This is a genomic window from Micrococcus sp. KRD077, from assembly GCF_017168505.1.
In the GTDB taxonomy this organism is placed as follows: Bacteria; Actinomycetota; Actinomycetes; order Actinomycetales; family Micrococcaceae; genus Micrococcus; species Micrococcus luteus.
Map to the genome: position 1 here is coordinate 1 of NZ_JABFAZ010000018.1, position 23,882 is coordinate 23,882.

At 73.1% G+C, this 23,882-nt stretch carries 24 protein-coding genes; 11 read left to right on the top strand and 13 right to left on the bottom strand.

What is annotated here, in order from left to right; all coding sequences use genetic code 11:
* Positions 1-217: 217 nt before the first annotated feature.
* On the top strand, positions 218-1,210 hold the full coding sequence (locus J1M39_RS05110; protein ID WP_206496532.1) for a DUF559 domain-containing protein: 993 nt from the start codon (positions 218-220) through the stop codon (positions 1,208-1,210).
* Positions 1,211-1,393: 183 nt separating this feature from the next.
* Complete coding sequence (gene panD / locus J1M39_RS05115; RefSeq protein WP_036340758.1) at positions 1,394-1,831, top strand: aspartate 1-decarboxylase; 438 nt, start codon at positions 1,394-1,396, stop codon at positions 1,829-1,831.
* 36 nt (positions 1,832-1,867) lie between these two features.
* Here the strand turns inward: panD and J1M39_RS05120 are convergent, their stop codons facing one another.
* The 12 genes from J1M39_RS05120 to paaA all read right to left on the bottom strand — a co-directional run bounded on the left by J1M39_RS05120 (position 1,868) and on the right by paaA (position 12,272).
* On the bottom strand, positions 1,868-2,347 hold the full coding sequence (locus J1M39_RS05120; RefSeq protein ID WP_095353735.1) for an SRPBCC family protein: 480 nt from the start codon (positions 2,345-2,347) through the stop codon (positions 1,868-1,870).
* Positions 2,347-2,730: an MmcQ/YjbR family DNA-binding protein gene (locus tag J1M39_RS05125; protein WP_036340752.1), complete on the bottom strand. Its 384-nt coding sequence runs from the start codon at positions 2,728-2,730 to the stop codon at positions 2,347-2,349. The genes J1M39_RS05120 and J1M39_RS05125 overlap by 1 nt, the downstream gene beginning before the upstream one ends.
* Positions 2,731-2,845: 115 nt before the next feature.
* Positions 2,846-3,733: a 3-hydroxyacyl-CoA dehydrogenase family protein gene (locus tag J1M39_RS05130; protein WP_036340749.1), complete on the bottom strand. Its 888-nt coding sequence runs from the start codon at positions 3,731-3,733 to the stop codon at positions 2,846-2,848.
* A gap of 8 nt (positions 3,734-3,741) precedes the next feature.
* Entirely contained in the window at positions 3,742-4,527 is a 786-nt protein-coding gene (locus tag J1M39_RS05135; protein WP_144862426.1) for an enoyl-CoA hydratase/isomerase family protein, read from the bottom strand.
* Between the two features lie 4 nt (positions 4,528-4,531).
* Positions 4,532-5,749, bottom strand: coding sequence for a thiolase family protein (locus J1M39_RS05140; protein WP_206496533.1), 1,218 nt, complete (start codon positions 5,747-5,749; stop codon positions 4,532-4,534).
* Positions 5,750-6,046: 297 nt separating this feature from the next.
* Positions 6,047-7,405 carry an MFS transporter gene (locus tag J1M39_RS05145; protein WP_036339067.1) on the bottom strand — a complete coding sequence of 453 codons (1,359 nt, stop codon included), beginning with the start codon at positions 7,403-7,405 and terminating at the stop codon, positions 6,047-6,049.
* A gap of 231 nt (positions 7,406-7,636) precedes the next feature.
* Positions 7,637-8,422, bottom strand: coding sequence for an enoyl-CoA hydratase/isomerase family protein (locus J1M39_RS05150; RefSeq protein ID WP_036339064.1), 786 nt, complete (start codon positions 8,420-8,422; stop codon positions 7,637-7,639).
* A 31-nt stretch (positions 8,423-8,453) separates the two neighbouring features.
* On the bottom strand, positions 8,454-9,623 hold the full coding sequence (gene paaE, locus J1M39_RS05155) for a 1,2-phenylacetyl-CoA epoxidase subunit PaaE (RefSeq protein ID WP_100056934.1): 1,170 nt from the start codon (positions 9,621-9,623) through the stop codon (positions 8,454-8,456).
* Positions 9,623-10,132 (bottom strand): 1,2-phenylacetyl-CoA epoxidase subunit PaaD, encoded by a 510-nt coding sequence (gene paaD, locus J1M39_RS05160; RefSeq protein WP_044658766.1) that lies wholly within the window; start codon positions 10,130-10,132, stop codon positions 9,623-9,625. Before paaD ends, paaE begins: the two co-directional genes overlap by 1 nt.
* The gene (paaC, locus tag J1M39_RS05165) at positions 10,129-10,962 is read right to left on the bottom strand and encodes a 1,2-phenylacetyl-CoA epoxidase subunit PaaC (protein ID WP_036316649.1); all 834 of its coding nucleotides are present in this window, start codon (positions 10,960-10,962) and stop codon (positions 10,129-10,131) included. The genes paaD and paaC overlap by 4 nt, the downstream gene beginning before the upstream one ends.
* Positions 10,959-11,261, bottom strand: coding sequence for a 1,2-phenylacetyl-CoA epoxidase subunit PaaB (gene paaB, locus J1M39_RS05170; protein WP_020624884.1), 303 nt, complete (start codon positions 11,259-11,261; stop codon positions 10,959-10,961). The genes paaC and paaB overlap by 4 nt, the downstream gene beginning before the upstream one ends.
* 3 nt (positions 11,262-11,264) lie before the next feature.
* Positions 11,265-12,272, bottom strand: a complete 1,008-nt coding sequence (paaA, locus tag J1M39_RS05175; protein ID WP_144859535.1) for a 1,2-phenylacetyl-CoA epoxidase subunit PaaA — start codon at positions 12,270-12,272, stop codon at positions 11,265-11,267.
* A 259-nt stretch (positions 12,273-12,531) separates the two neighbouring features.
* Between paaA and J1M39_RS05180 the strand changes: the two genes are divergently transcribed.
* The gene (locus J1M39_RS05180) at positions 12,532-12,969 is read left to right on the top strand and encodes a hypothetical protein (RefSeq protein ID WP_144859538.1); all 438 of its coding nucleotides are present in this window, start codon (positions 12,532-12,534) and stop codon (positions 12,967-12,969) included.
* The gene (locus J1M39_RS05185) at positions 12,966-14,498 is read left to right on the top strand and encodes a hypothetical protein (protein ID WP_144820229.1); all 1,533 of its coding nucleotides are present in this window, start codon (positions 12,966-12,968) and stop codon (positions 14,496-14,498) included. Before J1M39_RS05180 ends, J1M39_RS05185 begins: the two co-directional genes overlap by 4 nt.
* Positions 14,499-14,532: 34 nt before the next feature.
* Here J1M39_RS05185 and J1M39_RS05190 read toward each other — a convergent pair whose 3' ends face one another.
* Positions 14,533-16,446, bottom strand: coding sequence for an FAD-binding monooxygenase (locus J1M39_RS05190; RefSeq protein WP_102708666.1), 1,914 nt, complete (start codon positions 16,444-16,446; stop codon positions 14,533-14,535).
* A gap of 197 nt (positions 16,447-16,643) precedes the next feature.
* On the opposite strand from J1M39_RS05190, the gene J1M39_RS05195 reads away from it, so the two are divergent.
* The 7 genes from J1M39_RS05195 to J1M39_RS05225 all read left to right on the top strand — a co-directional run bounded on the left by J1M39_RS05195 (position 16,644) and on the right by J1M39_RS05225 (position 23,766).
* Entirely contained in the window at positions 16,644-17,372 is a 729-nt protein-coding gene (locus tag J1M39_RS05195) for an IclR family transcriptional regulator (protein WP_102708667.1), read from the top strand.
* A 71-nt stretch (positions 17,373-17,443) separates the two neighbouring features.
* Positions 17,444-18,574 carry a histidinol-phosphate transaminase gene (locus J1M39_RS05200; protein ID WP_180971872.1) on the top strand — a complete coding sequence of 377 codons (1,131 nt, stop codon included), beginning with the start codon at positions 17,444-17,446 and terminating at the stop codon, positions 18,572-18,574.
* A gap of 22 nt (positions 18,575-18,596) precedes the next feature.
* Positions 18,597-19,385, top strand: coding sequence for an IclR family transcriptional regulator (locus J1M39_RS05205; RefSeq protein WP_036339040.1), 789 nt, complete (start codon positions 18,597-18,599; stop codon positions 19,383-19,385).
* Positions 19,386-19,508: 123 nt separating this feature from the next.
* Positions 19,509-20,717 carry a 4-hydroxybenzoate 3-monooxygenase gene (locus J1M39_RS05210; protein WP_206496534.1) on the top strand — a complete coding sequence of 403 codons (1,209 nt, stop codon included), beginning with the start codon at positions 19,509-19,511 and terminating at the stop codon, positions 20,715-20,717.
* Between the two features lie 45 nt (positions 20,718-20,762).
* On the top strand, positions 20,763-21,572 hold the full coding sequence (gene pcaH / locus J1M39_RS05215; protein ID WP_205800320.1) for a protocatechuate 3,4-dioxygenase subunit beta: 810 nt from the start codon (positions 20,763-20,765) through the stop codon (positions 21,570-21,572).
* The gene (gene pcaG / locus J1M39_RS05220) at positions 21,572-22,219 is read left to right on the top strand and encodes a protocatechuate 3,4-dioxygenase subunit alpha (protein ID WP_020625037.1); all 648 of its coding nucleotides are present in this window, start codon (positions 21,572-21,574) and stop codon (positions 22,217-22,219) included. Before pcaH ends, pcaG begins: the two co-directional genes overlap by 1 nt.
* 104 nt (positions 22,220-22,323) lie before the next feature.
* Positions 22,324-23,766, top strand: a complete 1,443-nt coding sequence (locus tag J1M39_RS05225) for a lyase family protein (RefSeq protein ID WP_206496535.1) — start codon at positions 22,324-22,326, stop codon at positions 23,764-23,766.
* The last annotated feature ends 116 nt before the right edge of the window (positions 23,767-23,882 follow it).

The following is a 23,882-nucleotide window of genomic DNA, read 5'->3' on the forward strand; positions in this document are numbered from 1 at the left end:
CACCCTAGCCGAGACGTGCATCACGCGGGAGGGGGAGCCGGGCGGGTGACGCCGTCGTCGTGGGGAGGGCCTGGCGGCGCCGCCCGTGGCGCCGAAGCCCGCAGACGCGCCGCTACGGCCAGGACGTAGCGGCGTGTCTGCGGGCCTCGGTGGGGCGTCGTCCACAGATCCCGGCGGACGACGACGGCGGCGCGCCCGGATCGGGCACGCTCGGCCCATGCCCCGCTCGCCCGCGCCCCTGCCTCCGATGCGCTGCGGACTGGACGGCCTCCTCCGCGCTCCGACGGTGTTCTCGACCCCGGCCGCGCGCGAGACGGGGGTGAGCGCGGCCCGGCTGCGGCGCGGGGACGTGGTCTCCCTCGGCTGGGGGCTCTGGGGCCTGCGCGGCGTCGAACCGGACCCCATGGACCATCTGCGGGCACTGCAGGATCTGCACCCCGAGGGCGTGTTCAGCCACGTCACGGCCGCCAGGGTGCTCGGCCTGTGGCTGACCGGGCCGCTCGCCGCCGACCGGTCCGTGCACGTCGCGACCCCGCGCGGCCACGGCACCGCGTCGAGCCGGGCCGGGGTCCGCTCACACCGCCTCCGCGCCGACGCACCGGTGCGGATCGTGGACGGGGTGCGCGTGACCGCACCGGGGTGGATCTTCGTGGACCTCGCCGCGCAGGCCGGGCCGCTCGACCATCTCGTCGCGCTGGGGGACAGCATGGTGCGGACCGCCCCGACGGAGGCCCGCCGCCGTCGGCTGCCGCCCGGGGTGACGGACATGGCCGAGCTGCGCGCCGCCGTCGAGGAACGCGGACGGCTGCGCGGGATCCGTGCGGCCCGGGAGGCGCTAGAGCTCGTGCGCCCCGGGGCCGACTCGCCGCAGGAGAGCCGGCTGCGGGCGCGGCTCGCCCGGGACGGCGTCCCCGAGCCCGCAGTGAACCGGTGCATCCGCCTCGCCACGGGACAGCGGCTCCGCGTCGATCTGGTGTGGGCGGAGGCCAAGGTGGCCGTCGAGTACGACGGCGATCAGCACCGCACGGATCGCCGGCAGTGGCGTGAGGACCGCGAGCGGGACGCGGCCCTGCGCGCGGAGGGGTGGGAGGTGATCCGGGTGACCGCCGACGTGTTCCTGCCGGGGCACTGGGAGCTCTTCGTGCGGCAGCTGCGGGGCCTGGTGGCCGCGCGGACGATGCCGGGCCGAGTGCCGCCGTCGTGGATCTGACCCGCCCAGGCCCGCAGACGCGCCGCTTCCGCCGGGACGTGGCGGCGTGTCTGCGGGCCTCGACGAGAGGGGCGGGAGCCTCGGGCCGGCGTCGGCCCCTGCCCCTCGTCTCCGGACCGGCGTAGAATCGAGCACCGGTCCTCTCGGACCCGACCCACCCCCTCATCCGGAGAGTTCTGCCGCATGCTGCGCACCATGTTCCACGCCAAGATCCACCGGGCCACCGTGACCCAGGCGGACCTGCACTACGTGGGCTCCGTGACCGTGGACCAGGACCTGCTGGACGCCGCGGACATCCTCCCCGGCGAGCTCGTGTCCATCGTGGACGTCACGAACGGCGCGCGACTGGAGACCTACACCATCGCGGGCGAGCGGGGCTCCGGCGTGCTCGGCATCAACGGCGCCGCCGCCCACCTCGTGCATCCGGGGGACATCGTCATCCTCATCGCCTACGGGCAGATGGACGACGACGAGGCCCGCCACTTCCAGCCCAAGGTCGTCCACGTGGACGCGGACAACAGGATCGTCGAGCTCGGCGTCGACCCCGCCGACGGCCTCCTCGACGGCCTCTCTCGCCCGCCGCTGTCCCGCGAGTGGAACGAGGCCCAGGCCGAGCTCTGAGCCGGCCGGCGCGCCGGGCCGTCATGGACGAGTTGTTCAAGCGGGATCAGCGGTCGGCACGGCCTTCGCCCCGAGCGCCCGACGCGCGGAGCGCATCGCGGCCGCGTGGCTGAGGCCCATCGCGGTGCGGGCGCCCGGAACGTGAGCCACGGCGCGCATCCACGGCGAGGTCAGCACCACCTCCTGCTCCCACGTCACGATGCAGTGCGGCGCGTGTCCGGCCGGGGCGCCGTCGTCGTGGACGGTGACCCGCACGGTGCCCGTCAGGTCCCCGCTCAGGTGCGCGACCAGAAGGCCGCGGGCGCGGTCGTCGATGAGACGCTCCATCGTCAGACGCACCGGCACGAACCCGCGCAGCCGGACGGCGGCGCGGTCGGGGCCCAGGCGACGGACGCGCGGGACGGCCGGCCACCAGCGTGGGTAGCCGGCCGGGTCGGCGAGCAGGGCCAGCACGGACCGGGCGTCCGCGGGGACGGCCCAGCGGTGGGTGAAGCGGAAGGGGCGGTCGGCCGACATCAGGCCCGGCCGAAGGTCTCGGGGTCCACGGGGCGCCGGGTGCGGGGGAGCTTCGCGACGATCAGCAGGTACGACTCCGTGACGAGGTCCCGGACGAGCTGCTCGTCGAGGTCCGGGTGCGCGGCCAGGCTGAGCCAGTGCCGCTTGTCCATGTGATAGCCGGGCGTGATCGCCGCGGGCAGGGCCGCGCGCAGCTGGGCGCCGTCCTCCGGGCGGGCCTTGACGTTCACGAGGCGGCGCCCGTCGTGGTCGATGAACACCGCGAACAGCTTCCCCTGCACCTTCATGACCTCGGTGTCCGGGCCGAAGGGGTGCGACGCGGCGCTGCCCGGCAGCTCGAGGGCGCGGTCGCGGGCGACGCGCAGCAGCGTGGGCTCGTCCATGCCAGTCACGTTAGCCGCGCCGGCCCCGCACTTTCGAACGTGATATCGGGGGAATGGGCGCTTTCGAACGGGAGATAGGCCCTATCTCACGTTCGAAAGCGCTCGCCCCGGGGGCTCAGCGGTAGTCGAAGAAGCCCTTGCCGGACTTCCGGCCGAGCTCGCCGCGGGCCACCATGTCCCGCATGAGCTGCGGCGGGGCGAAACGCTCACCCAGCTGGGACTCGAGGTACTCCGCGATGCCCAGGCGCACGTCCAGACCCACGATGTCGGTCAGCGCCAGCGGACCGACCGGGAACTTGTATCCCAGCACCATGGCGGCGTCGATGTCCTCGGGGGAGGCCACACCCTCCTCGACCATGCGGATGGCCTCGAGCGCGATCGCCACGCCCAGGCGCGACGAGGCGAAGCCCGGGGCGTCCTTGACGACGACGGGGGTCTTGCCGAGCCCGCGGACCCACTCGGTGGACAGGGCCTGGAGCTCCGCACCGGTCTGCTCGCCGATCACGACCTCCACGAGCTTCGAGGCGGGCACCGGGTTGAAGTAGTGCAGGCCGCAGAAGCGCTCGGGGCGCTGCAGGTGGGTGGCGATCTCGCCGATGGACAGGGAGGAGGTGTTGCTGGCCAGCCAGGCGTCCTCGCGCAGGTGGGCCTCGACGTCGGTGAGCGCGTCGATCTTCACTTGCATGTCCTCGAACACGGCCTCGACCACGAGGTCGCAGCGGGCGAAGTCGGCACGGTCCACGGAGACGGTCAGGCGCTGCGCCCATTCGTCCAGGTCGCCGTCGATCTTGCCGCGCTCGAGGGAGGCGGCCAAGTCGGCCTCGATGCGTTCCTTGGCCGCCTCGGCCGACTGCGGGTCGCGCTCGACGACGACCACCTCGGACGATCCGGAGACGAGGAACGCGTGGGCGATGCCGCCGCCCATCCGGCCGCCGCCGAGGACGCCGACGACGGCGGGCACGGAGGACGGAACGGTATCAGGGGTGTGCTGCTGATCGGTCATGTCAGTCCTCACTTCTTCTTGCGGTCCAGGAACGCCTGCATGCGCTCGAACTTGGCCTCGGACTCGAACAGGATGGCCTGCGCGATCTCGTCCACGTGGGGGTGGGCCTCGCGAGGGAGGTGGAAGACGCGCTTGGACAGCCGCACCGCCAGCGGGTCCTGCTGCGCGATGCGGTCGGCGAGGGCGTCGGCGGCGTCGAGGAGGGCGTCCGGCTCGTGCAGCTCGGTGACGAGCTTGAGCTCGAGGGCCTCCTGCGCGTCCAGGATCCGTCCGGCGAGCAGCAGCTCGAGGGCCACCGGCTCACCCACCAGCTCCTTGAGCCGCCACTGGGCGCCCGCAGCGGCGGTGATCCCCAGGCTCGTCTCGGGCTGGCCCATCTTCAGCGCCGGGGTGGCGATGCGGAAGTCGGCCGCGTAGGCCAGTTCCGCGCCGCCGCCCAGGGCGAAGCCGTCGATCGCCGCGATCACGGGCATGGGCAGCCGGTGGATGCGGTCGAAGACCTGCGAGTTCACGCCGCGCAGGGCGTCGTCGCGGCGGCGCTCGCGCAGCTGTCCGATGTCCGCGCCGGAGGCGAAGATGCCGGAGAACGTCCCCGGCTCGCGCGTCGACTCCACCTGCGTGCCCGAGATGATCAGGATCTTCGGCTCGCGTTCGAGGTGGGTGCAGAGCTCGTGGAACTCGTCGACCATGGTCTGGTCGATCGCGTTGCGCACGCCCGGGCGGTCCATGCGCGCGTGGACGCGGTCCTCACGCTCCTCGACGCGCAGTGCCGTGAAGTGGCTGAAGTCGTCCATGCGCTCAGACCTTCTCGACGAGCATCGCGGAGCCCTGGCCCACGCCCACGCACATCGTGGCCAGGCCCCTGTCCGCGCCCTCGCGCTCCATCCGACCGAGCAGCGTGACCACGAGGCGCGAGCCCGAGGAGCCGAGCGGATGGCCCAGGGCGATCGCGCCGCCGTCGGCGTTGACGGTCTCCGGGTCCAGGCCGAGGCGCCGCATCGAGGCCAGGGACTGGGTGGCGAAGGCCTCGTTGAGCTCGACGGCGCCCAGATCCGCCACGGACCAGCCGGAGCGCTCGAGGGCCTTCTCGGTGGCCGGGACGGGGCCCAGGCCCATGATCTCGGGGGCCAGGCCCGCCGAGGTGGACTCGACGACGCGGGCCCGCGGGGTCAGGCCGTACTTCTGCGCGGCCCGCTCGGAGACGACGAGGATCGCCGAGGCGCCGTCGTTGAGGGAGGAGGAGTTGCCGGCGGTGACCACGCCGTCCTTCTTGATGATCGGGCGCAGGCTGGCGAGCACCTCGGGGGTGGAGCCGGGGCGGGGGCCCTCGTCCGTGTCCACGACCGTCTCGGCGCCCTTGCGGCCCGTGACGACGACGGGCACGATCTCGTCCGCGAAGCGGCCGGCCTCGATGGCGGCCAGCGCACGCTCATGCGAGCGGGCGGCGAAGGCGTCGGCGTCCTCGCGGGTGATGCCGTCCACCTCGCCGACCTCCTCGGCGGTCTCCGGCATGGAGAAAGTGAACTTCTCCCCGAACTCGCCGTCTGCGAAGCGCGGGTTCACGAAGCGCCAGCCGATCGCGGTGTCGAAGGCCGCGCCGGGCTTGGCGAACGCCGTCGTCGGCTTCTCCATCACCCAGGGGGCGCGGGACATCGACTCCACGCCTCCGGCCACGACGACGTCGGCCATCCCGGAGCGCACCATCGCTGTGGCGATGCCGATCGCGGACATGCCCGAGGCGCAGAGGCGGTTCACGGTGATGCCCGGAACGGTGTCCGGGAAGCCGGCCAGCAGCCAGGCCATGCGGGCGACGTTGCGGTTCTCCTCGCCGGCGCCGTTGGCGTTGCCGAGGATGACGTCGTCCACGACCGACGGGTCGATGCCGGCGTCCTCGATCACGGCCTTGACGGTCAGGGCGGCGAGGTCGTCGGGGCGGACGGAGGAGAGGGCGCCGCCGTACTTGCCGACGGGCGTGCGGCGACCGCCGACGAGCAGGGCCTGGGACTGTGCGGACATGGAGACTCCTTGAGTGACCGACAACGGGGCGGGCGCGGGCGCGGCAAATTACCGACCGTGCGTTCAGGTTCAGTATCCCGGGCCGGTGTGACGGGGGTCAACTGCGGGGCGGGTGTGACGGGGCAGAGGCGCACCCCGCGCCAAAGCCCGCAGACGCGCCGTTTCGTCCCCGAGGTAGCGGCGTGTCTGCGGGCCTCGGCGCCGGTCCGGTCGCCCACGACGACGGCGCGCCCTTCCGGAGGAGGACGCGCCGTCGTCGTGGGGTGGGGGCGGGCGAAGCCCGTCAGGCGGGCCAGATCAGGCCGGGACCACCGGGTGGGAGCGGGTGGCGACGACCTGCTCGTCGTGCAGCTCGCGGTCCTGGATGCCCTTGGGGACGAACAGGACGGCGATGAGCGAGACCGCGGAGATCGCGATGATGTACCAGGCCACGTTCTCCCAGCCGGTCTTCACGAGCTGGTCGGCGATCAGAGGGGCGAAGGCGCCGCCGATGATGGTGCCGAGCGCGTAGCCGATGGAGACGCCGGAGAAGCGGACGCGGGCCGGGAACATCTCGGCGTACATCGCCGACTGCGGGCCGTAGGACGGGCCCAGGCCGAGGGTCAGGACGAACAGGCCCAGCGAGAACAGCGGCAGAGACGCGGTGTTCAGCAGCCCGAACAGCGGGAAGGCCCAGACGATCAGGAAGCCGTAGCCGAGGACGAAGGTCAGCTTGCGGCCGATCTTGTCCGAGATCCAGCCGCCGAGCAGGGTGAAGATGAACCAGCCGACGCCGCCGACGAGGCTCGCGATGAGCACCTCGGAGGAGGTCATGCCCAGGCCCTTCGGGCCGCCGTACTTCGAGAACCACGCGATGAGCAGGTAGCCGACGCCGTTGTTCGCGGCGAAGATCACGGCGGCGAGGATGACCTCCTTGGTGTGGTGCCGGAAGAGCTCGCCCAGCGGGGCGGACTCGTCCACCTTGAGCTGCTGCATCTCCTTGAAGACCGGGGACTCCTCCACGGCCTTGCGGATCAGGTAGCCGACGACGATCAGCACCACGGAGATCAGGAACGGGATGCGCCAGCCCCAGGCGAGGAACTGCTCCTCGGACATGGTGGAGCGCACGATGAACAGCACGCCGGTGGCCAGGATCATGCCCAGCGGCACGCCGATCTGCGGGGCGGAGCCGAACAGGCCGCGCTTGCCGTGGGGGGCGTGCTCCACGGACAGCAGCGCCGCGCCGCCCCACTCGCCGCCGGCGGACAGGCCCTGCAGCAGGCGCAGCACGACGAGCAGGATCGGCGCCCACACCCCGATCTGGGCGTAGGTGGGCAGCAGGCCGATGAGGGTGGTGGCCAGGCCCATGCCGATCAGCGTGAGGGACAGGACGAACTTGCGGCCGAAGCGGTCGCCGAGGTGGCCGGCGATGATCGCACCGAGCGGGCGGATGAGGAAGGAGATGCCGAGGGTGGCCCACGCGGCGATCTGGGAGCCGTTCTCGCCCATCGGCTGGAAGAAGAGGGCGGCGAAGACGAGGGCGGTGGCCTGGGCGAAGATGAAGAAGTCGTACCACTCGATGGTGGTGCCGACGACGGTGCCGGCGATGACCTTGCGCTCCTCGCGGCGATCGCGCGCGGGGGCGGGCGCCGCGGGGGATGCGACGGTGTGGCTCATGGATGCTCCTGGGATGCGGGGCGGCGGCCGACCGTGAGACGGCGGCGGGACGGTGTGGTTCCCGACCGATCGGTCGGGAAGTGACACCCGTCACCGTATACGATCCTCTGTGACTCACGCCACGATCCCAGCTGATGACGGGAATGTGACGCGGCCAAGCCGGGACGACGACGGCGCCGCGCCCTTCACGCAAAGGGTGCGGCGCCGTCGTCGGTGGCGGGGTGCGGCGGCTCAGCCGCGGCCGGTGAACTCCGGCTTCCGCTTCTCCTGGAAGGCCTGGAAGCCCTCGGCGTAGTCGGCGGTGCCGCAGAGCTCGCCCTGGGCGATGTTCTCCGCGCCGAGGGACTCCCACAGGCCCACGCGGTGGTCACGGACCTGGGCCACGAGCTCCTTCGACGCGCGGAACGCGAGGGTCGCGCCGGAGGCCACCTGGGCGACCTTGGCGCGGGTGAACTCGAGCAGCTCGTCCGCGGGCAGGGCCCGGGAGAACAGCCCGGCCTGGACGGCCTCGGCGCCCGAGAGGAGCTCGGCCGTGTAGATCAGGTCCAGGGTGCGGTGCGCGCCCAGGCGCTCGGTGAACAGCCAGTGGCCGCCCGAGTCCAGGGTGGCCCCGAGGTTCGCGAACGGCGAGCCGATCTTCGCGTCCTCGGCCACGTACACCACGTCCGTGGCGATCGCGAGGCCGAGGCCCACGCCCAGGCAGGCGCCCTGCACCGCGGCGAAGGTGGGCACCGGGATCTCGGACATGGCCCGCAGCACCGGGGTGACCCTGTCCCGCAGGTAGGCGGTGGCGTCGTCCTCGGCCGGGACCACGGCGGAGATGTCGCGGCCCGCGCAGAAGCCGCGGCCCTCGCCGCGCAGCAGCACGGCCCGGACCTCGCCGGACTCGACGCCGGCGGCGGCCCGCTCGTAGGCGGCCTGGAGTTCGGCCAGCGCGGCCTCGTCCAGGGCGTTCATCCTCTGGGGGGCGTCCAGCACGATCTCGGCGACGCCGTTCTCGACGGTGATCTCGATCATCGGGGGCTCCTTCGGTCTCGTGGGCGGGCGCTCAGGCGTCGAAGTCCAGCGTGATCGAGTCGGAGGTCGGGCGGGTCTGGCACGTGAGCACGTAGCCCTTCTCCACCTCGTCCTTCTCGAGCGCGTAGTTCTCGTCCATCTCGTACGCGCCGTCGACGACCTTGGCGCGGCAGGTGCCGCACACGCCGCCGGCGCAGGCGAAGGGCACGTCCGAGCGGACGCGCAGCGCGGCGTTGAGGACGGTCTCGTGGGCAGACGTGGGGGACTCGACCTTGGCGGTGAGGCCGTCGAGGTTGAACTCGATGGTCACGTTGTCGCCCTGCGGGTCCACCTCCACCACGCGGCCGGAGTGGCCCTGCGGGTTCTCCGGGCGGCCGGTGGTGAACAGCTCGAAGCGCACGTCGTCCTCGGACACGCCGCGGGCGGCGAGCGTCTCACGCGTGAGCTGCACGAGCTCGAACGGGCCGCAGAGGAACCACTCGTCGGTGCCCTCCACGTCGATCACGCGGTCCAGGAGGGTGGTGAGCTTGTCCTCGTCGATGCGGCCGGAGAGCAGCGGGGACACGCGCTGCTCTCGGGAGAGCACGTGGTGCACCGTGAACCGGGCCGGGTACTTGTCCTTGAGGTCGCCGATCTCCTCGGCGAACATCACGTCCATGGCGGAGCGGTTCGCGTAGACCAGGTCGAAGCGCGAGGTCTCGGAGGCCGCGAGCACGGCCTTGGCGATCGCCATGATCGGGGTGATGCCCGAGCCGGCCGCGAACGCCACCAGGTGCGTGTCCTTCTTCTCCGCGACCTTCTCCGCCGCCACCCTCTGGGCGTCGTTGAGGGAGGTGACGTGCGTGCGGGACGTGAACGCGCCCTGCGGGTTCATCACGTCGATCCTCTCGCCGACCTCGAGGCTCTCGTTGGCCCACGTGGAGAACGTGCCGCCGATGTCCTTCTTCACGGCCACGCGGATCTCGCCGCGCTTCGGGACGGCGCAGATCGAGTAGGACCGGCGCACCTCGGCGCCGTCGAGCTCCTTGCGCAGGGCCACGTACTGACCCGGCACGTAGTCGTAGTCGTCGGCGAGCTCCTCGGGCACCGCGAAGGTGACCTCCACGGAGTCGTCGGTCAGGCGGCGCAGCTCGGACACCTCGAGGGTGTTGAACGTGGCGCGGCGCTTGCCGGTGGTGGGGGCGTCGGTGGTCTCGGTCATCAGTGCACCTTGAAGTAGTCGAAGGGCTCGAGGCACTCCCGGCAGGTGTAGAGGGCCTTGCAGGAGGTGGAGCCGAAGCGGGTGATCTCGCGGGTGTTCAGGGAGTGGCAGCGCGGGCACTTCACGGCCATGCCGATCCTGATCGGGCCGTCCGTGGTGCGCGCGACGGGCGGGGCGATGCCGTACTCGTTGAGCTTGGCCTTGCCCTCGTCCGTCATCCAGTCCGTGGTCCACGCCGGCTGGAGCACCAGGCGCACCTCGGCGTCGGGGAATCCGGCGCGCTCGAGCGCGCGGGTGACGTCCGTGGTGATGGTGTCCATGGCGGGGCAGCCGGAATAGGTGGGCGTGATGACGACGACGGCCCTCTCGCCATCGGCCCGTGCCTCCCGGAGGATCCCGAGGTCCGCGATGGACAGCACGGGGATCTCCGGGTCGTGCACGGTGGAGGCCGCATCCCAGACCCGCGCGTCGGCGGGATCGGCGGGGCGCAGCTCGCTGGCGGTGGTCACCAGGTCGCTCCCGGGTGACGGCGCGCCAGGGACTGCATCTCCGCGAGGATGTACCCGCGGTACTCGCTCATGGCGCCGGAACGGTCGCCGCCGCGGGCGGTGCCCGTCGTCGGGACGGTCAGGCCGGCCTCCTCGATGGCCGCGCGGATGCGGGTCATCGTGGGCTCCTCGAGCGAGGACGGCAGCACGGCGACGCCCTGCTCGGCGAGGGCGCGGACGACGTCGTCGTCGTGGAAGAGCTCGGCCACGTAGGGCCACAGCTCGTCCAGGCCGCGCTGCATGCGGCGCTTCGACTCCTCGGTGCCCAGGCCCAGGCGCTGCAGCCACAGGGCGGCGTGGTCCTGGTGGTACAGGACCTCCTTGAGGGCCTTGTCCGCGATGGCGGCGAGCGTGGGGTCCGTGGACTCGCGCAGGCGGGTGTACAGCTCGTACGAGTAGAACGAGTAGTACAGCTGGCGGGCGATGGTCTTGGCGAAGTCGCCGTTCTCGGCCTCCACGAGGCGGACGGAGCGGAACTCCTCCTCGTCGCGGAAGTACGCGAGCTCGTCCTCGGTCTTGCCCCACGCGGTGCCGGCGTAGGAGAGGAGGAAGCGGGCGTGGCCCACGAGGTCCAGGGCGATGTTGCCCAGGGCGATGTCCTCCTCGAGTTCCGGGGCGCGCGAGATCCACCAGGACAGGCGCTGGCCGAGCATCAGGGCGTCGTCACCGAGGGCGAGGGCGTAGCGGGCGACGTCGTCGCTCGCCTTCTGCTCGCCCGCCGCGATCTCCTCGGCGGTGATGGCCACGCCCGCGGAGTGCCTCGTGGCGGAGTCGTTGGTCGCGAAGCTCACAGGTGCGGCACCCCCTCGGACTGCTGGTAGTAGGTGGCGTGACGGTAGGACTTGCCCTGCGCGGACTCGAAGAAGCCGCCCTTGGAGTCCGGGTCTGAGGCCGCGATGGCCTCGGCCGGGACGACCCACACGGAGGTGCCCTCGTTGCGGCGGGTGTACAGGTCACGCGCGTTGCGCAGCGCCAGGGTGGCGTCCGGGGCGTGCAGCGAGCCGGCGTGCACGTGGGAGAGGCCGCGGTTGGCGCGGACGAAGACCTCCCACAGGGGCCAGGCGTGGGAGGCGGCGGTGGTCTCGCTCATGGGTCAGGCTCCGATCAGGTGGGTCTCGGCCGGCGCGTTCTGCTCGGCCTGGCGGCGGGCGTAGGCGGCGGCGGCCTCGCGGACCCAGGCGCCCTCCTCGTGGGCCTGGATGCGGCGGGCCATGCGCTGGGTGTTCATGGGGCCGTTGCCCTTGATCACGGACATGAACTCGTCCCAGTCCAGCTCGCCGAAGTCGTAGTGGCCGCGCTCCTCGTTCCACTTCAGGTCCGGGTCCGGCAGGGTGAGGCCGAGGGCCTCGGCCTGCGGGACGATCATGTCCACGAAGCGCTGGCGAAGGTCGTCGTTGGAGAAGCGCTTGACCTTCCACGCCATGGACTGGCGGGAGTTGGGGGAGTCCTCGTCCGGCGGGCCGAACATCTGCAGGGCCGGGCCGTAGAAGCGGTCCACGGCGTCCTGGGCCATCTGCTTCTGCTCCGGGGTGCCGTGCGAGAGCTCGTAGAGGATCTCCCAGCCCTGGCGCTGGTGGAACGACTCCTCCTTGCAGATGCGCACCATCGCGCGGCCGTACGGGCCGTAGGAGGCGCGGCACAGCGGCACCTGGTTGCAGATCGCGGCGCCGTCGACGAGCCAGCCGATCGCGCCCATGTCCGCCCAGGTGCGGGCCGGGTAGTTGAAGATCGAGGAGTACTTCGCGCGGCCGGAGAGCAGCTGCGCGTTCAGCTCGTCCCGCGGGGTGCCGAGGGTCTCGGCGGCGGAGTACAGGTACAGGCCGTGGCCGGCCTCGTCCTGGACCTTGGCCATGAGGATCGCCTTGCGCTTCAGGGAGGGGGCTCGGGTGATCCAGTTGGCCTCCGGCTGCATGCCGATGATCTCGGAGTGCGCGTGCTGGGAGACCTGGCGGGTCAGGGACCTGCGGTACGCCTCGGGCATCCAGTCGCGGGGCTCGATGCGTGAGTCCTCCGCGATCAGGCGATCGAAGTTCTCCTGGCCGGCCGCATCCTCGGGGGACGGGACGGAGGCCAGGTGCTGGGGGGAGCTGGTCTGCGTCATGGGGATCACCTCACGCTGAGTGCGGGCTGGTTCCGTGGTCAGGGCGCACCGGGGCGCATCGAATTACTGACCGCTCGTTCAGAATAGGCCAGGGTGTGACCTCGGTCAACACGCCGGGGCGCGCGGGGCCCGGGTGCGACGCGGCCGCCGGGACGGTGCGGGAGGGTTGGCTCCTGCACAGGCGTCCCGACGGCGTCCCCCATCCCCGGATCGTCCCTCGCCGCGGTTGCGGGACCCGGGCCCTCCCTACGGTGGCCGCATGTCACCCCTCACCGGACCTCAGCAGATCGCCACGGCCCTGCGGGCCGCCGGACTCGACGACGACGCCGCCCGCCTGGCCGCGTGGGCCGACCCCGCCCGGCGCGAGCGGGAGGCCGCCGAGCAGGCCCTCGCCGACCTCGCCGTGGCCCAGACCCAGCTGCGCACGGCGCTGGGCGGGCTGGTCAGCGCCGCCACGGACGTGCGCTCGGCGATGCACACGGCATGGCGCGGGGAGGCCGCCGGCGCCTATGGGGAGGCCGTGCGGCGGGCGGCGACCCTGGCGGCGGAGCTCGAACGGGAGGCCGGGGAGTGGCTCGCCCTGCGGGCCACCGCCGAGCGGGACGCCGAGGACGCGCGCCGGGACGCGGAGGCCCGGCAGCGGGCGGCCGAGGAGACGGCGCTGGCCGTCCTGCGCTCGCTGGCGGTGGCGGCGTGACCGGCGGGCGGGGTGCCGGCCCGGGGGCGGTGGCCTTCAGCACGCACGGCGGCCCGGGCTCGATCTACGCGGAGGCCGAGGAGATGCGCGTCGTGGCCGGGCGGCACGAGCACGCCGCCGACGAGGCGGCCGGAGCCTCGTGGCAGGTCGACGCGGCCGCCTTCGGGCTGGGCCGGTCGGCCGCGTGGCTCGCCTCCGCCGCCCTGCTGCAGGACCGGCTGGTGGAGGCGGTCGGTCGGGTGCGGAGCCTGTCGGAGCAGTGCGCCGAGCTGCACCGTGACCTGCTCTCGGCGGCGGCCCGCTACGAGGAGACCGAGCGCGCGGCGGCCGGCATCACGGCCGCCGAGGACGCCTCCCTGGAGGAGCTGCCGGCGCTGCTCTGGCGGGACGGCCATGACGGCCTCACCACCCGCGAGGCGGAGCGGCTCGTGCAGGACCTCGTCCAGGCGGTGCCCGAGGCCATCGTGGCCGCCCTGCTCACGGCCGCCGGCTTCCCCCTGCTCGCGGCCCTGGCGCGGATCGACGTGAAGATGCTGACGAGGGCGCAGAAGCGCGTGCTGAAGCGGCCCGTCTCCTCCGCGGCGAAGAAGGGGACGGATGCTGCGTCGGACCTCACCGAGGCGCTGCGGGTCTCCCCGGACGAGGCATGGACCGCGGTGGCGGACGCCCTGACCCTCGCCGGCGCGGCGCCCCGGGGCGCGGTGACCCCGCACGGGGCGCCGCAGGACCGGCCGACGGCGCCCGCCCTGCTGGACGGCTCGGCCACGGGGCTGGCCTCTCTCATCCCGCGCGAGGAGGGGGACGGCGACCTCACGGTCACGGAGGTGGTGCGAGAGAACGGGAGCCGCGCCTGGGTGGTGGGCCTGCCGGGCACCCGCGGCGGCCTGATCCCGGATCCCGAGTCGACCGACCCGTGGGACGCCGGCGGACTGCTGGACGCCCTCGGCTCCGAGTCCGAGGTCACGGCCCCGGCGGTGCGGGCGGCGCTCGAGGCGGCCCGCGTCCCGCACGGTGCCCCGCTCGTCCTGGCCGGCTACTCCCAGGGCGGGGTGCACGCCGTCAACCTGGCCGGGCGCGATGACTTCACGTCCGTGTATCCCGTGGCCGGCGTCATGACGGTCGCTGCGCCGTCCGGCAACGCGGTGGAGACCGGGCGGACCGCGGTGCTGGAGTTCTCCTCGGACGGGGACCTGGCCGTCGCCGCGGACGGGGCGCCCACCCCCGTCTCATCGCGCCGGGCCGAGGTGGTCTTCCACCCGGCCGGCCACGGGTGGGATGCGCCCGGGGGCGGCTTTCGGACCGCCTCTCCGCTGGCGGTCGAGGACGACCTGGGCGTCGCCCACGACTTCGACGCCCAGGTGGACCTGATCCGGCAGTTCGAGGCCGCCGAGCCCGCGTCCCGGGCGGAGGTCGCCGGGCTCTCCGCCGCGTTGGCCGGGCTGACCGCCGGCACCGTGGCCTCGAGCCGGGCGGTGCGCCTGCGCCGCACGCCGCCCGAGCGGGACCACCTGCCCCCGGGATCCCGGTGAGCGCGCCGGCGGCGGGGCGCCCGCCGCCGCCCGCTCAGTTCGCGTCGAGCAGCACGCCCGCGAAGAACGCGTTCAGGCGGTCGACCTCGTCCAGGCCGAAGACGCCGGAGACGTACTGGTCCGGGCGGACCACGACGACGGCGCCGTCACGGCTGATGCCGCGGGCCTCGAAGATGTCCTCGCCGTGCGTGGGCCGGCACGTGGCGAAGATGTTGTTCAGGTCGTGCAGGCCGAGGGAGCCGGTGGTCGGCCGGAAGATCGACGGCACGTCCGGGTGGGCGAACTCGGTCTGCTTCTGCTGGTACACGACCTTGATGTCGAAGCAGGCGTCCTCCGGCCCGTCCGACGGGGTGTGGCGGTTGCGGAAGGACCGCGGGTCCTCCACGATCGCCTTCGCCCACGCCGCGACCTTCGAATCCTCGGCGCGCGGGGAGGCGGCGTCGGCGAACACGTACACGCGCCAACGGCCGTCCGCGCGGTGCAGGTGGCCCAGGTGCTTGACGTTGGTGTCGCACGAGCGCTCCACCAGCGCCGACTTGAAGCGCTTGCCGATGGGGTAGCCCTGCGCCAGCGCCTGACCGGTGGCGTCCGTGGTGAGGAGGGAGGGCCGGTACTCCGTCATGAAGCCGGCCGGGAACTCGGCGGTCTTCGTGTAGAACTCGGCCACCTCGTTCGGGTCGCCCAGCTCGGAGGTGGGCTTGGCCATGAGCGTCGACCACTCCTTGTCGAAGTCGATCAGGTTCTTGGCGATCTCCTTGCGCTCCTCCGAGTAGGTCGGCACGAGCTCGACCGGGGCCATCCCGGAGAGCACCTGGCCGAGCTTCCAGCCGAGGTTCCAGCCGTCCTGCATGGACACGTTCATGCCCTGGCCGGCCTTCGCGGAGTGGGTGTGGCAGGCGTCGCCGAGCAGGAACACGTTGGGGTGGGCCACGCGCTCGCGGTTGTCGAAGCCCGAGGTGAGGCGGTGGCCCACCTCGTACACCGAATGCCAGGCGACCTCCTTCACGTCCAGCGTGTAGGGGCGCAGGATCTGCTGGGCCCGGCGGATGATCTCCTCGAGCGGGGTCTGGCGCACCCTGTGGTCGTCGTCCGCCGGGACCTCGCCGAGGTCCACGTACATGCGGAACAGGTGGCCGCCCTCGCGGGGGATCAGGAGGATCGAGCCGCTGGACGAGTGGATCGCGCACTTGGTGCGGATGTCCGGGAAGTCCGTGTCGGCCAGCGCGTCCATGACGCCCCACGCGTGGTTCGCGGCGTCGCCGGTCAGGGTGTGGCCGATCGCCTTGCGGACGCGAGAGCCCGCGCCGTCCGCGCCCACCACGTACTTGGCGCGCACCTGGCGGGTCGGGCCCGAGGCGGGGTCCTCGAGGGCGTTGCCCTCGGCGTCCACGGTGCGGCGCAGGGTCACGAGCACGGGGTGCTCGCCGTCGTTCGTGTCCTCGAGGGTTTCGAAGGCCCAGCCGTAGTCCGGCCGCGCGCGGGTGGGGGAGTTCTTCATGTACTCGGCGAACCAGTCCAGGATGCGGGCCTGGTTCACGATCAGGTGCGGGAACTCGGAGACGCCCTCCGGGTCGTCCTCGGCCAGCGAGGTGCGCACGATCGTGTCCGCGTCGTCCTCGGCCGGGTTCCAGAACGCCATGGAGGTCAGGTCGAAGGCCTCGTCGATGATCTCGCTCGCGAAGCCGAAGGCCTGGAAGGTCTCCACGGAGCGGGCCTGGATGCCGTCCGCCTGGCCGATCTCGAGGCGGTGGGGGCGGCGCTCGATGATGCGGGTGTGGACGTCCGGGAACATCGCGAGCTGGGCGGCGGCGATCATGCCGGCCGGGCCAGAGCCGACGATCAGCACGTCCATCTCGTCCGGCAGCTCGGCGGGGCGGTCCAGGCCGATGCCGGCCGCCACCTGGACGCGCGGGTTCGTGGAGACGTAGCCGTGGTGGTGGAAGAGCATGGGGGTCCTTTCGCTGCGGGGGGATGTCGCTGCGCGGCACGTGCCACCCGACGGTGTGTTCTCTCAGAGAACACGGTGTTCTCCCTGGGAACACATGTGTGCCAGACTGTACGCGGACGTGATCGGGTTCACAACCGGCGCGCGGGCCGACCGCGCCCCGGGTGCGTCACGTCCGGCACGCGAGGCGAGGAGCACGGATGGCGGAGCACGACGACGGCCCGGTCCGGGAGGGCGCACCCTCCCAGACGCTCTCCCGCGCGCTCACCCTGCTCGAGACCGTCGTGGAAGCGCCCGAGCCGCCCACCATCGCCGACCTCGCCGACGGCCTGGGCGTCCATCGCTCGGTCGCCTACCGCATGCTGCGCACCTTCGAGGCCCACGGCCTGCTGCGCCGCGACGGCCTCGGCCGCGTCCACGCCGCCCCCGGCCTGGCCGTCCTCGCCCGCCGGGTGGAGCAGGATCTGCGCGCGGCGGCCATGCCGCACCTGACCGCCGTCTCCACCGACCTGGGCATGACCGCGTTCCTGGTGGTGTGGGACGGGGCCCACTGCCTCACCCTGGCCACGGCCGAGCCGCCCAGCGGCAACCTCGTCACGCAGCGGCCGGGGACCCGGCACCCCCTCGGGGTCGGTGCGCCGGGGATGGCGATCGCCGTCGCCCTGACCGGACAGGAGTGGGCGCGGCTGCCCAGCGGGGCCCCGCCCGAGCGGCCCGAGCTCGACGACGTGCGGGAGCGCGGCTGGGCCGTCAGCTCCGACGAGGTCATCACCGGCGTCTCCTCGGTCGCCGTGCCGCTGCGGGTCCCGGGCCAGCTGCCCGCCGCCCTCGCCGTGGTCTACGCGACGCGGCCGGAGGACCCCGCGCGCCTCGGAGACCGGCTCGGTGAGGCGGCCCGGGCCGTCGCCGTCGCCTTCGGCGCAGCCTGAACCCCGGGGCGCCGCGTCCGGGGCCCGTGCGGCGGATCACAGCGTCCGCGGCCCGCATTACCCTGGTGGCCATGACTGATGACGCACAGCAGACGCCCGCCGTGGTCGCGCCCCACAAGAAGGTCGGCATGCTGCCGCCGTACGCCGCCGGCAAGCCGCCGGTCGCCGTCCCGGGCCTGCACCCCTACAAGCTCTCCTCGAACGAGAACCCCTACGCGCCCGTGCCCGGCGTGATCGACCGGGTGCGTCAGGTCGTGACCGGCCCGGAGGGCGCGCCCAGCACCCTCTGCCGCTACCCGGACACCCTCTCCACCGGCCTGCGCCAGGCCCTGGCCGCGCACCTGGACGTCCCGGCGGACGACGTCGTGACGGGTGCCGGCTCCCTCGGCGCCCTGGCCCAGGTCATCACCGCCTTCGCCGGCCACGGCGAGGCGGGGGAGGGCGACGAGGTGATCTTCGCGTGGCGCTCCTTCGAGGCCTACCCGATCGTGGTCCGCACCGCCGGTGCCGTGGACGTGCAGGTGCCGCTCACCGCGGACCACCGCCACGACCTGCCGGCCATGCTGGAGGCGATCACGGAGCGGACCCGCGTGATCCTGCTCTGCACCCCCAACAACCCGACCGGCCCCGTGCTCACGACCGCCGAGGTCGAGGACTTCCTGGCGCGCGTGCCCGCGCACATCCTCGTGGTCATCGACGAGGCGTACGTGGAGTTCGTCCGCGACGAGGACGCGGTCAAGGGCCTGGAGATGTACCGCAAGCACGCGAACGTCGTCGTGCTGCGCACCTTCTCGAAGGCCCACGGCCTCGCCAATCTGCGCGTGGGCTACTCGGTCTCGCAGCCGGAGATCACCAAGGCCCTGCGCACCGTGGCCACCCCGTTCGCGGTGTCCACGGTGGCGGAGGAGGCCGCGATCGCCTCGCTCGAGCACCTGGACGAGGTCCTCGAGCGCGTGCAGGTCGTCGTCGACGAGCGCGAGCGCGTCGCCGCCGCCCTGGCCGAGGCCGGTTGGGACCTGCCCTCCTCGCAGGCCAACTTCGTGTGGATGCCGCTCGGCGAGCGCACGCAGGCGTTCGCCGAGGCCGCCCAGGCCCAGGCCCTGTCCGTCCGGGCGTTCGCGGGCGAGGGCGTGCGCGTGAGCATCGGCGAGAAGGAGGCCAACGACCGCTTCCTCGAGGTCGCGCGCGACTTCCTGACGTGAGCGGGCCGGCGCGAGCGGCACGTTGGACCGGCTGATCCGGGTCCGCTTCGCGTTCGACGCGGAGCGTCCGGTGTTGACCGTGGCGGCCCTGGCCCGGCGCACCGAGCTGCCCCTGGCCACCGCCTATCGGTGGGTGGACCGGCTGGTGCGCGCCGAGCTGCTGCAGAAGGACGAGGACGGCGTGGTCCGGCCCGGCCTGCGGCTGTGGGAGATGGCCTCCCGGAGCGCGCCGAGCATGTCCCTGGCCCGGACGGCCATGCCGTTCCTCGTGGACGTGCAGTCGGTCCTGCGGCAGCACACGCAGCTCGCGGTCCTCGACGACGACGGCGTCCTCGTGCTCGCCCGGCTCTCCTCCCAGGGGGCCGTGGTGAACCAGGCGGACGTCGCGGGTCGGCTGCCGCCGTTCACCACCGCCCTGGGACTCGTGCTGCTCGCCCACGCCCCGGTCGAGACGGCGGAGCGGTTCATCGCCCGGCACCGGGACCGGCTCGGCGCCGTCGTGGATCACCATCCCCTCGAGTCGGGGCGTGCGGTGCCCGCGGGCGTGCGGGCGCGGGTGGCCACGCCCAGCGAGCCGCGGCTGCGAGCGCTTCTGGCGGATGTGCGGCGGGAGGGGTACGCGGCCGTGGACGGCGCGTTGGACGAGGAGTCCCGGGGGGTCGCCGTGCCGGTCCGCGGGGCCGACGGCGTGGCGGCGGCCGCGCTCGGGGTCGTCGTCCCCCGCGAGGCGCCGTACACCCCGGGGGTGCCGCCCCTGCTGATGACGGCCGCCCGGGGGATCGCCCGCGGACTCGGCGGCCATTCTCACTGAGTGAGAACGGCCGGGCGCGGGCCGTGTCCTGCGCCACAGGATGGTCGGGACCTCCGCCGCCGGCCCCGGCAGCGCGGCCCGACCCGCCCGGCCCGACCGGTGACGTCCCCCGGAAAGGACGCCATGACCCAGCCCCCCGTGACCCGCACCCGCGTCGGCATCGTCGGCGGCGGGCCCGCCGGCCTGATGCTCTCCCACCTGCTCGCGCGGCAGGGGATCGACAACGTCGTCCTCGAGTCCCGTGACCCCGAGACCATCGCGCACACCCACCGCGCGGGCATCCTCGAGCAGCCCAGCGTGGAGATGCTGACGGACATGGGCGTCGACGGCCGGGTGAGGACGGTGGGCGACGAGCACCGCGGCATCATCCTGCGCTTCGACGGCGAGTCGCACGCCCTGGACTTCCCGGAGCTCGTGGGTGCCACGGTCACCCTGTACGCGCAGAACGAGGTCTTCGTCGACCTGGCCGCGGCGCGGCGGCGCGACGGCGGCGACGTCCGCTTCGAAACCGAGGTGCTCGAGGTGCTCGACGTCGACTCGGACACCCCCGGCGTCCGGTTCCGCTCCGTGGCCGGTGGCGAGGAGGGGCCGGTCGAGGAACTGCGTTGCGACATCCTCGTGGGCGCCGACGGCTCGCGTTCCACCGTGCGCAAGGCCCTCCAGCGCGACACCGAGGGCGAGGACCACTTCCACGCGTACCCCTTCGCCTGGTTCGGCATCCTCGCCGAGGCGCCCAAGTCCTCGCCGGAGCTGATCTACGCCCGCTCCGAGCATGGCTTCGGCCTGATCTCGCAGCGCTCGGAGACCGTGCAGCGCATGTACTTCCAGTGCGACCCCTCGACCCGCGTGGAGGACTGGTCCGACGACCGGATCTGGGACCGGCTGCAGAGCATCGTGGCCGGGCCGGACGGCTTCACCCTCAAGACCGGCCCCATCATCGACAAGACGGTGCTCGGGTTCCGCTCCTATGTGCGCACACCGCTGAGTCACCGCAACGTCTTCCTCGCCGGCGACGCCGGACACACCGTCCCGCCCACCGGCGCGAAGGGCCTGAACCTCGCCTTCGCGGACGTGCGCGTCCTGGCCGAGGCGCTCGAGTCGTGGGCCGCCACGGGCTCGCGCGACCTGCTCGACGCCTACTCGGAGACGGCGCTGGCCCGCGTGTGGAAGGACCAGAACTTCTCCTACTGGATGACCACCATGCTCCACGCCCGCCCGGACGCCTCGGAGTTCGAGGACATGCGCGTGCGCGGTGAGCTCCGCAACGTGGTCCAGTCCCGTTACGGACGGCAGTTCCTCGCCGAGCAGTACACCGGCTGGCCCTCCGCCTGAGCCCGACCGATCCCCGACCCCGCAGAGAAAGGAGCCGACGTGAGCATCGCCGCCCAGGCCAAGGACGACGACACGTTCGACAGCGCCCACGTGCTCGATCCAGCCGCCACCCGCGACTCGCAGGGGCAGATCAGTGAAGAGATCGCGGCCGTCCATGCCCAGGCCCAGGGCGAGACCCAGCCGCGGCTCGACTTCCCGCCCTATCGCTCGTCGGTGTTCCGCCACCCCACCAAGTCGCTCGTGCACGCCGACCCCGAGACCGTGGAGCTGTGGTCCCCGGCCTTCGGCCACCGCGACGTGCACCCGCTCGAGGCGGACCTGGCCGTCGGCCAGAACGGCGAGCCGATCGGCGAGCGCATCAAGGTGCGCGGCCGCGTGCTCGACGACGACGGCCGCCCCGTGCGCCACCAGCTGGTGGAGATCTGGCAGGCCAACGCGGCCGGCCGCTACGTGCACAAGCGGGACCAGCACCCCGCGCCGCTGGACCCGAACTTCACGGGCATCGGCCGCACACTGACCGGCGCGGACGGGACCTACGAGTTCACCACCATCAAGCCCGCCCCGTACCCGTGGAAGAACCACCGCAACGCGTGGCGCCCGGCGCACATCCACTTCTCCCTGTTCGGCACGGACTTCACGCAGCGCATGATCACCCAGATGTACTTCCCGGGCGATCCGCTGTTCCCGCTGGACCCGATCTACCAGGGCATCACGGACCAGGCCGCCCGCGACCGGCTCGTGGCCACCTACGACCACTCGGTGACCAGCCACGAGTGGAACACCGGCTACTGGTGGGACATCGTGCTCACGGGCAGCCACCGCACCTGGATGGAAGACGAGGAGGGCGATCACTGATGCGGATCGACGAGACCACCGAGCGCACCGCCGACGGGAGGCTGGTCCCCACCCCGGGCCAGACCATCGGCCCGTTCTTCGGCTACGCGAACGGCTACGAGCAGGTCCACCTGCCGTGGCGCGACGGCCACCAGCTGGTCCCCGCGGGCCGCGCGGACGCGATGCGCCTGTTCGGCACCGTCTACGACGGCAACGGCGATCCGATCCCGGACGCCATGATCGAGATCTGGCAGGCCGACGCCGAGGGCGTCATCTCGCAGGAGGACGGCTCCCTCGTCCAGGACGGCTTCACCTTCACCGGCTGGGGCCGCTGCGCCGTGGACAACGCGGGCCGCTACACCTTCTCCACCGTGGAGCCCGGCGTGGTGAACGAGGACCGCGCCCGGTTCATCCACGTCGTCGTGTTCGCCCGCGGCCTGCTGAACAAGCTGCACACCCGCGTGTACCTGCCCGAGGACGCCGAGGCGATCGTGCAGGACGCGTTCCTGACCTCCCTCGACGAGGACCGCCGTCGCACCCTGATCGGCACCCGGAACGACGACGGCTCGCTCGAGTTCGACATCTGGATCCAGGGCCCCGGGGAGCACGCACCGAAGGAGACCGTGTTCCTGCAGTTCCCCGGCATCGAGTACCCCGAGCTCGACTGACGCCGGCCTCGGCCGCAGGCCCGGCCCCTCCCACACGCGGGACGGGTCGGGCCTGACGCCGCCTCCGGAGCCCGATCCCACCCCTCCGACCCCAGGAGCCCGCCATGACCTCAGCCGCCGCCGACCTCGCCGCCGTCGCCGACGTCGGCCTCCTGGATCCGGCCTGGGCCGGCAGTCGGGCGGAGGCCGCCACCGCGGACCGCACCTTCCTGGGGCACCTGCTCGACGTCGAGGCGGCATGGGTGCGCGTGCTCGCCCGGCACGGGCTCGCCACGGAGGCGGAGGCGGCGGCCGCCGCGGCGGCGGGCGACCCGGACGCCTACGACCTCGCCGCGCTCGCCCGCGCGGCCCAGGGCGGCGGCACCCCCCCCCTGATCCCGGCGCTGAAGGCGCTGCGCGCGCAGCTGCCGGCCGGCTCCCGCGCCGTGCACCTGGGCGCCACGAGCCAGGACGTCGTGGACTCCGCGCTGATGGTCATGGTGGGCCGGGTGGGCGCGATCCTGGCCGAGGACCTCGCCGCCGCGCAGGACGCGCTTGCGGAGCTGGCCCGCGCCCACCGCTCGACGCCGATGGTCGCCCGATCCCTCGCCCAGCACTCCCTGCCCTCCACCTTCGGGCTGCGCGCCGCGAACTGGCTCGACGGCCTCGGCCAGGCCGCGGATCGGCTCGCCGCCGCCGTCGCGGACCTGCCCGTCCAGTGGGGCGGCGCCGCCGGCACCCTGGCCTCCCTGTCCGGGCACGTCGACCGCGCGCACCGCGCGGGGACCCTCGGCCCCGAGGTCACCGCGTTCACCCTGGTCGAGGACCTCGCCGCCGAGCTGGGCCTCGCCGCCCCCGCCGGGCCCTGGGACACGAACCGCATGGCCGTCACGGGCGTGGCCGCGGCCCTGGCCGACGTCGTGGCCGCGTGCGGGAAGATCGCCAACGACGTGCTGACATCGGCGCGGATCGAGAACGGCGAGCTCGGTGAGCCGCTTGCGGCCGGCCGCGGCGGCTCCTCCGCGATGCCGCACAAGCAGAACCCCGTGCTCTCCGTGCTGATCCGCTCCGCCGCGCTGTCCGCCCCCGGGCTCGCGGCGCGGGTGTACACGGCGGCCGGCGCCGCGGACGACGAGCGCCCGGACGGGGCCTGGCACGCCGAGTGGCCCGCGCTGCGCCGCCTGCTGCGGGTGGCCGGCGGGACCGCGGCCCTGACCCGCGAGCTCGTCTCCGGCCTGCGCGTCCACGAGGACCGCATGCGGCGCAACCTGGAGCTCACCGGCCCGCTGCTCGTCTCCGCGCCGATCATGGCCGAGCTGGCTCCGGAGCTGGACGAGGCCTCCGGCGAGCCGGGCTCCGGGAAGCGGCTGATCCAGGACGTCGTGGACCGCTCCCTGGCGTGCGAGGGGAACTTCCGCGCCCTGCTGCGCGCGGCGGTCCCGGAGTCCGTTCCGGACGCCCGCCTCGACGACCTCCTCGACCCCGCCGCCTACACGGGGGAGGCCGAGGCCCTCGTGGACCGCCTCCTCGCCGCCCGCCGGGGCACGACGACGCCGCCCCGCACCTGAGACCATCTCCGTCAGAACCGGCCGCGCCCCTCGGGGTGCGGCGCCGCCGCAGAGGAAGGACCGCCCATGAGCACCCCCCGTGTCACCACCACCCTCCTGAAGCCCGCCCAGGACCC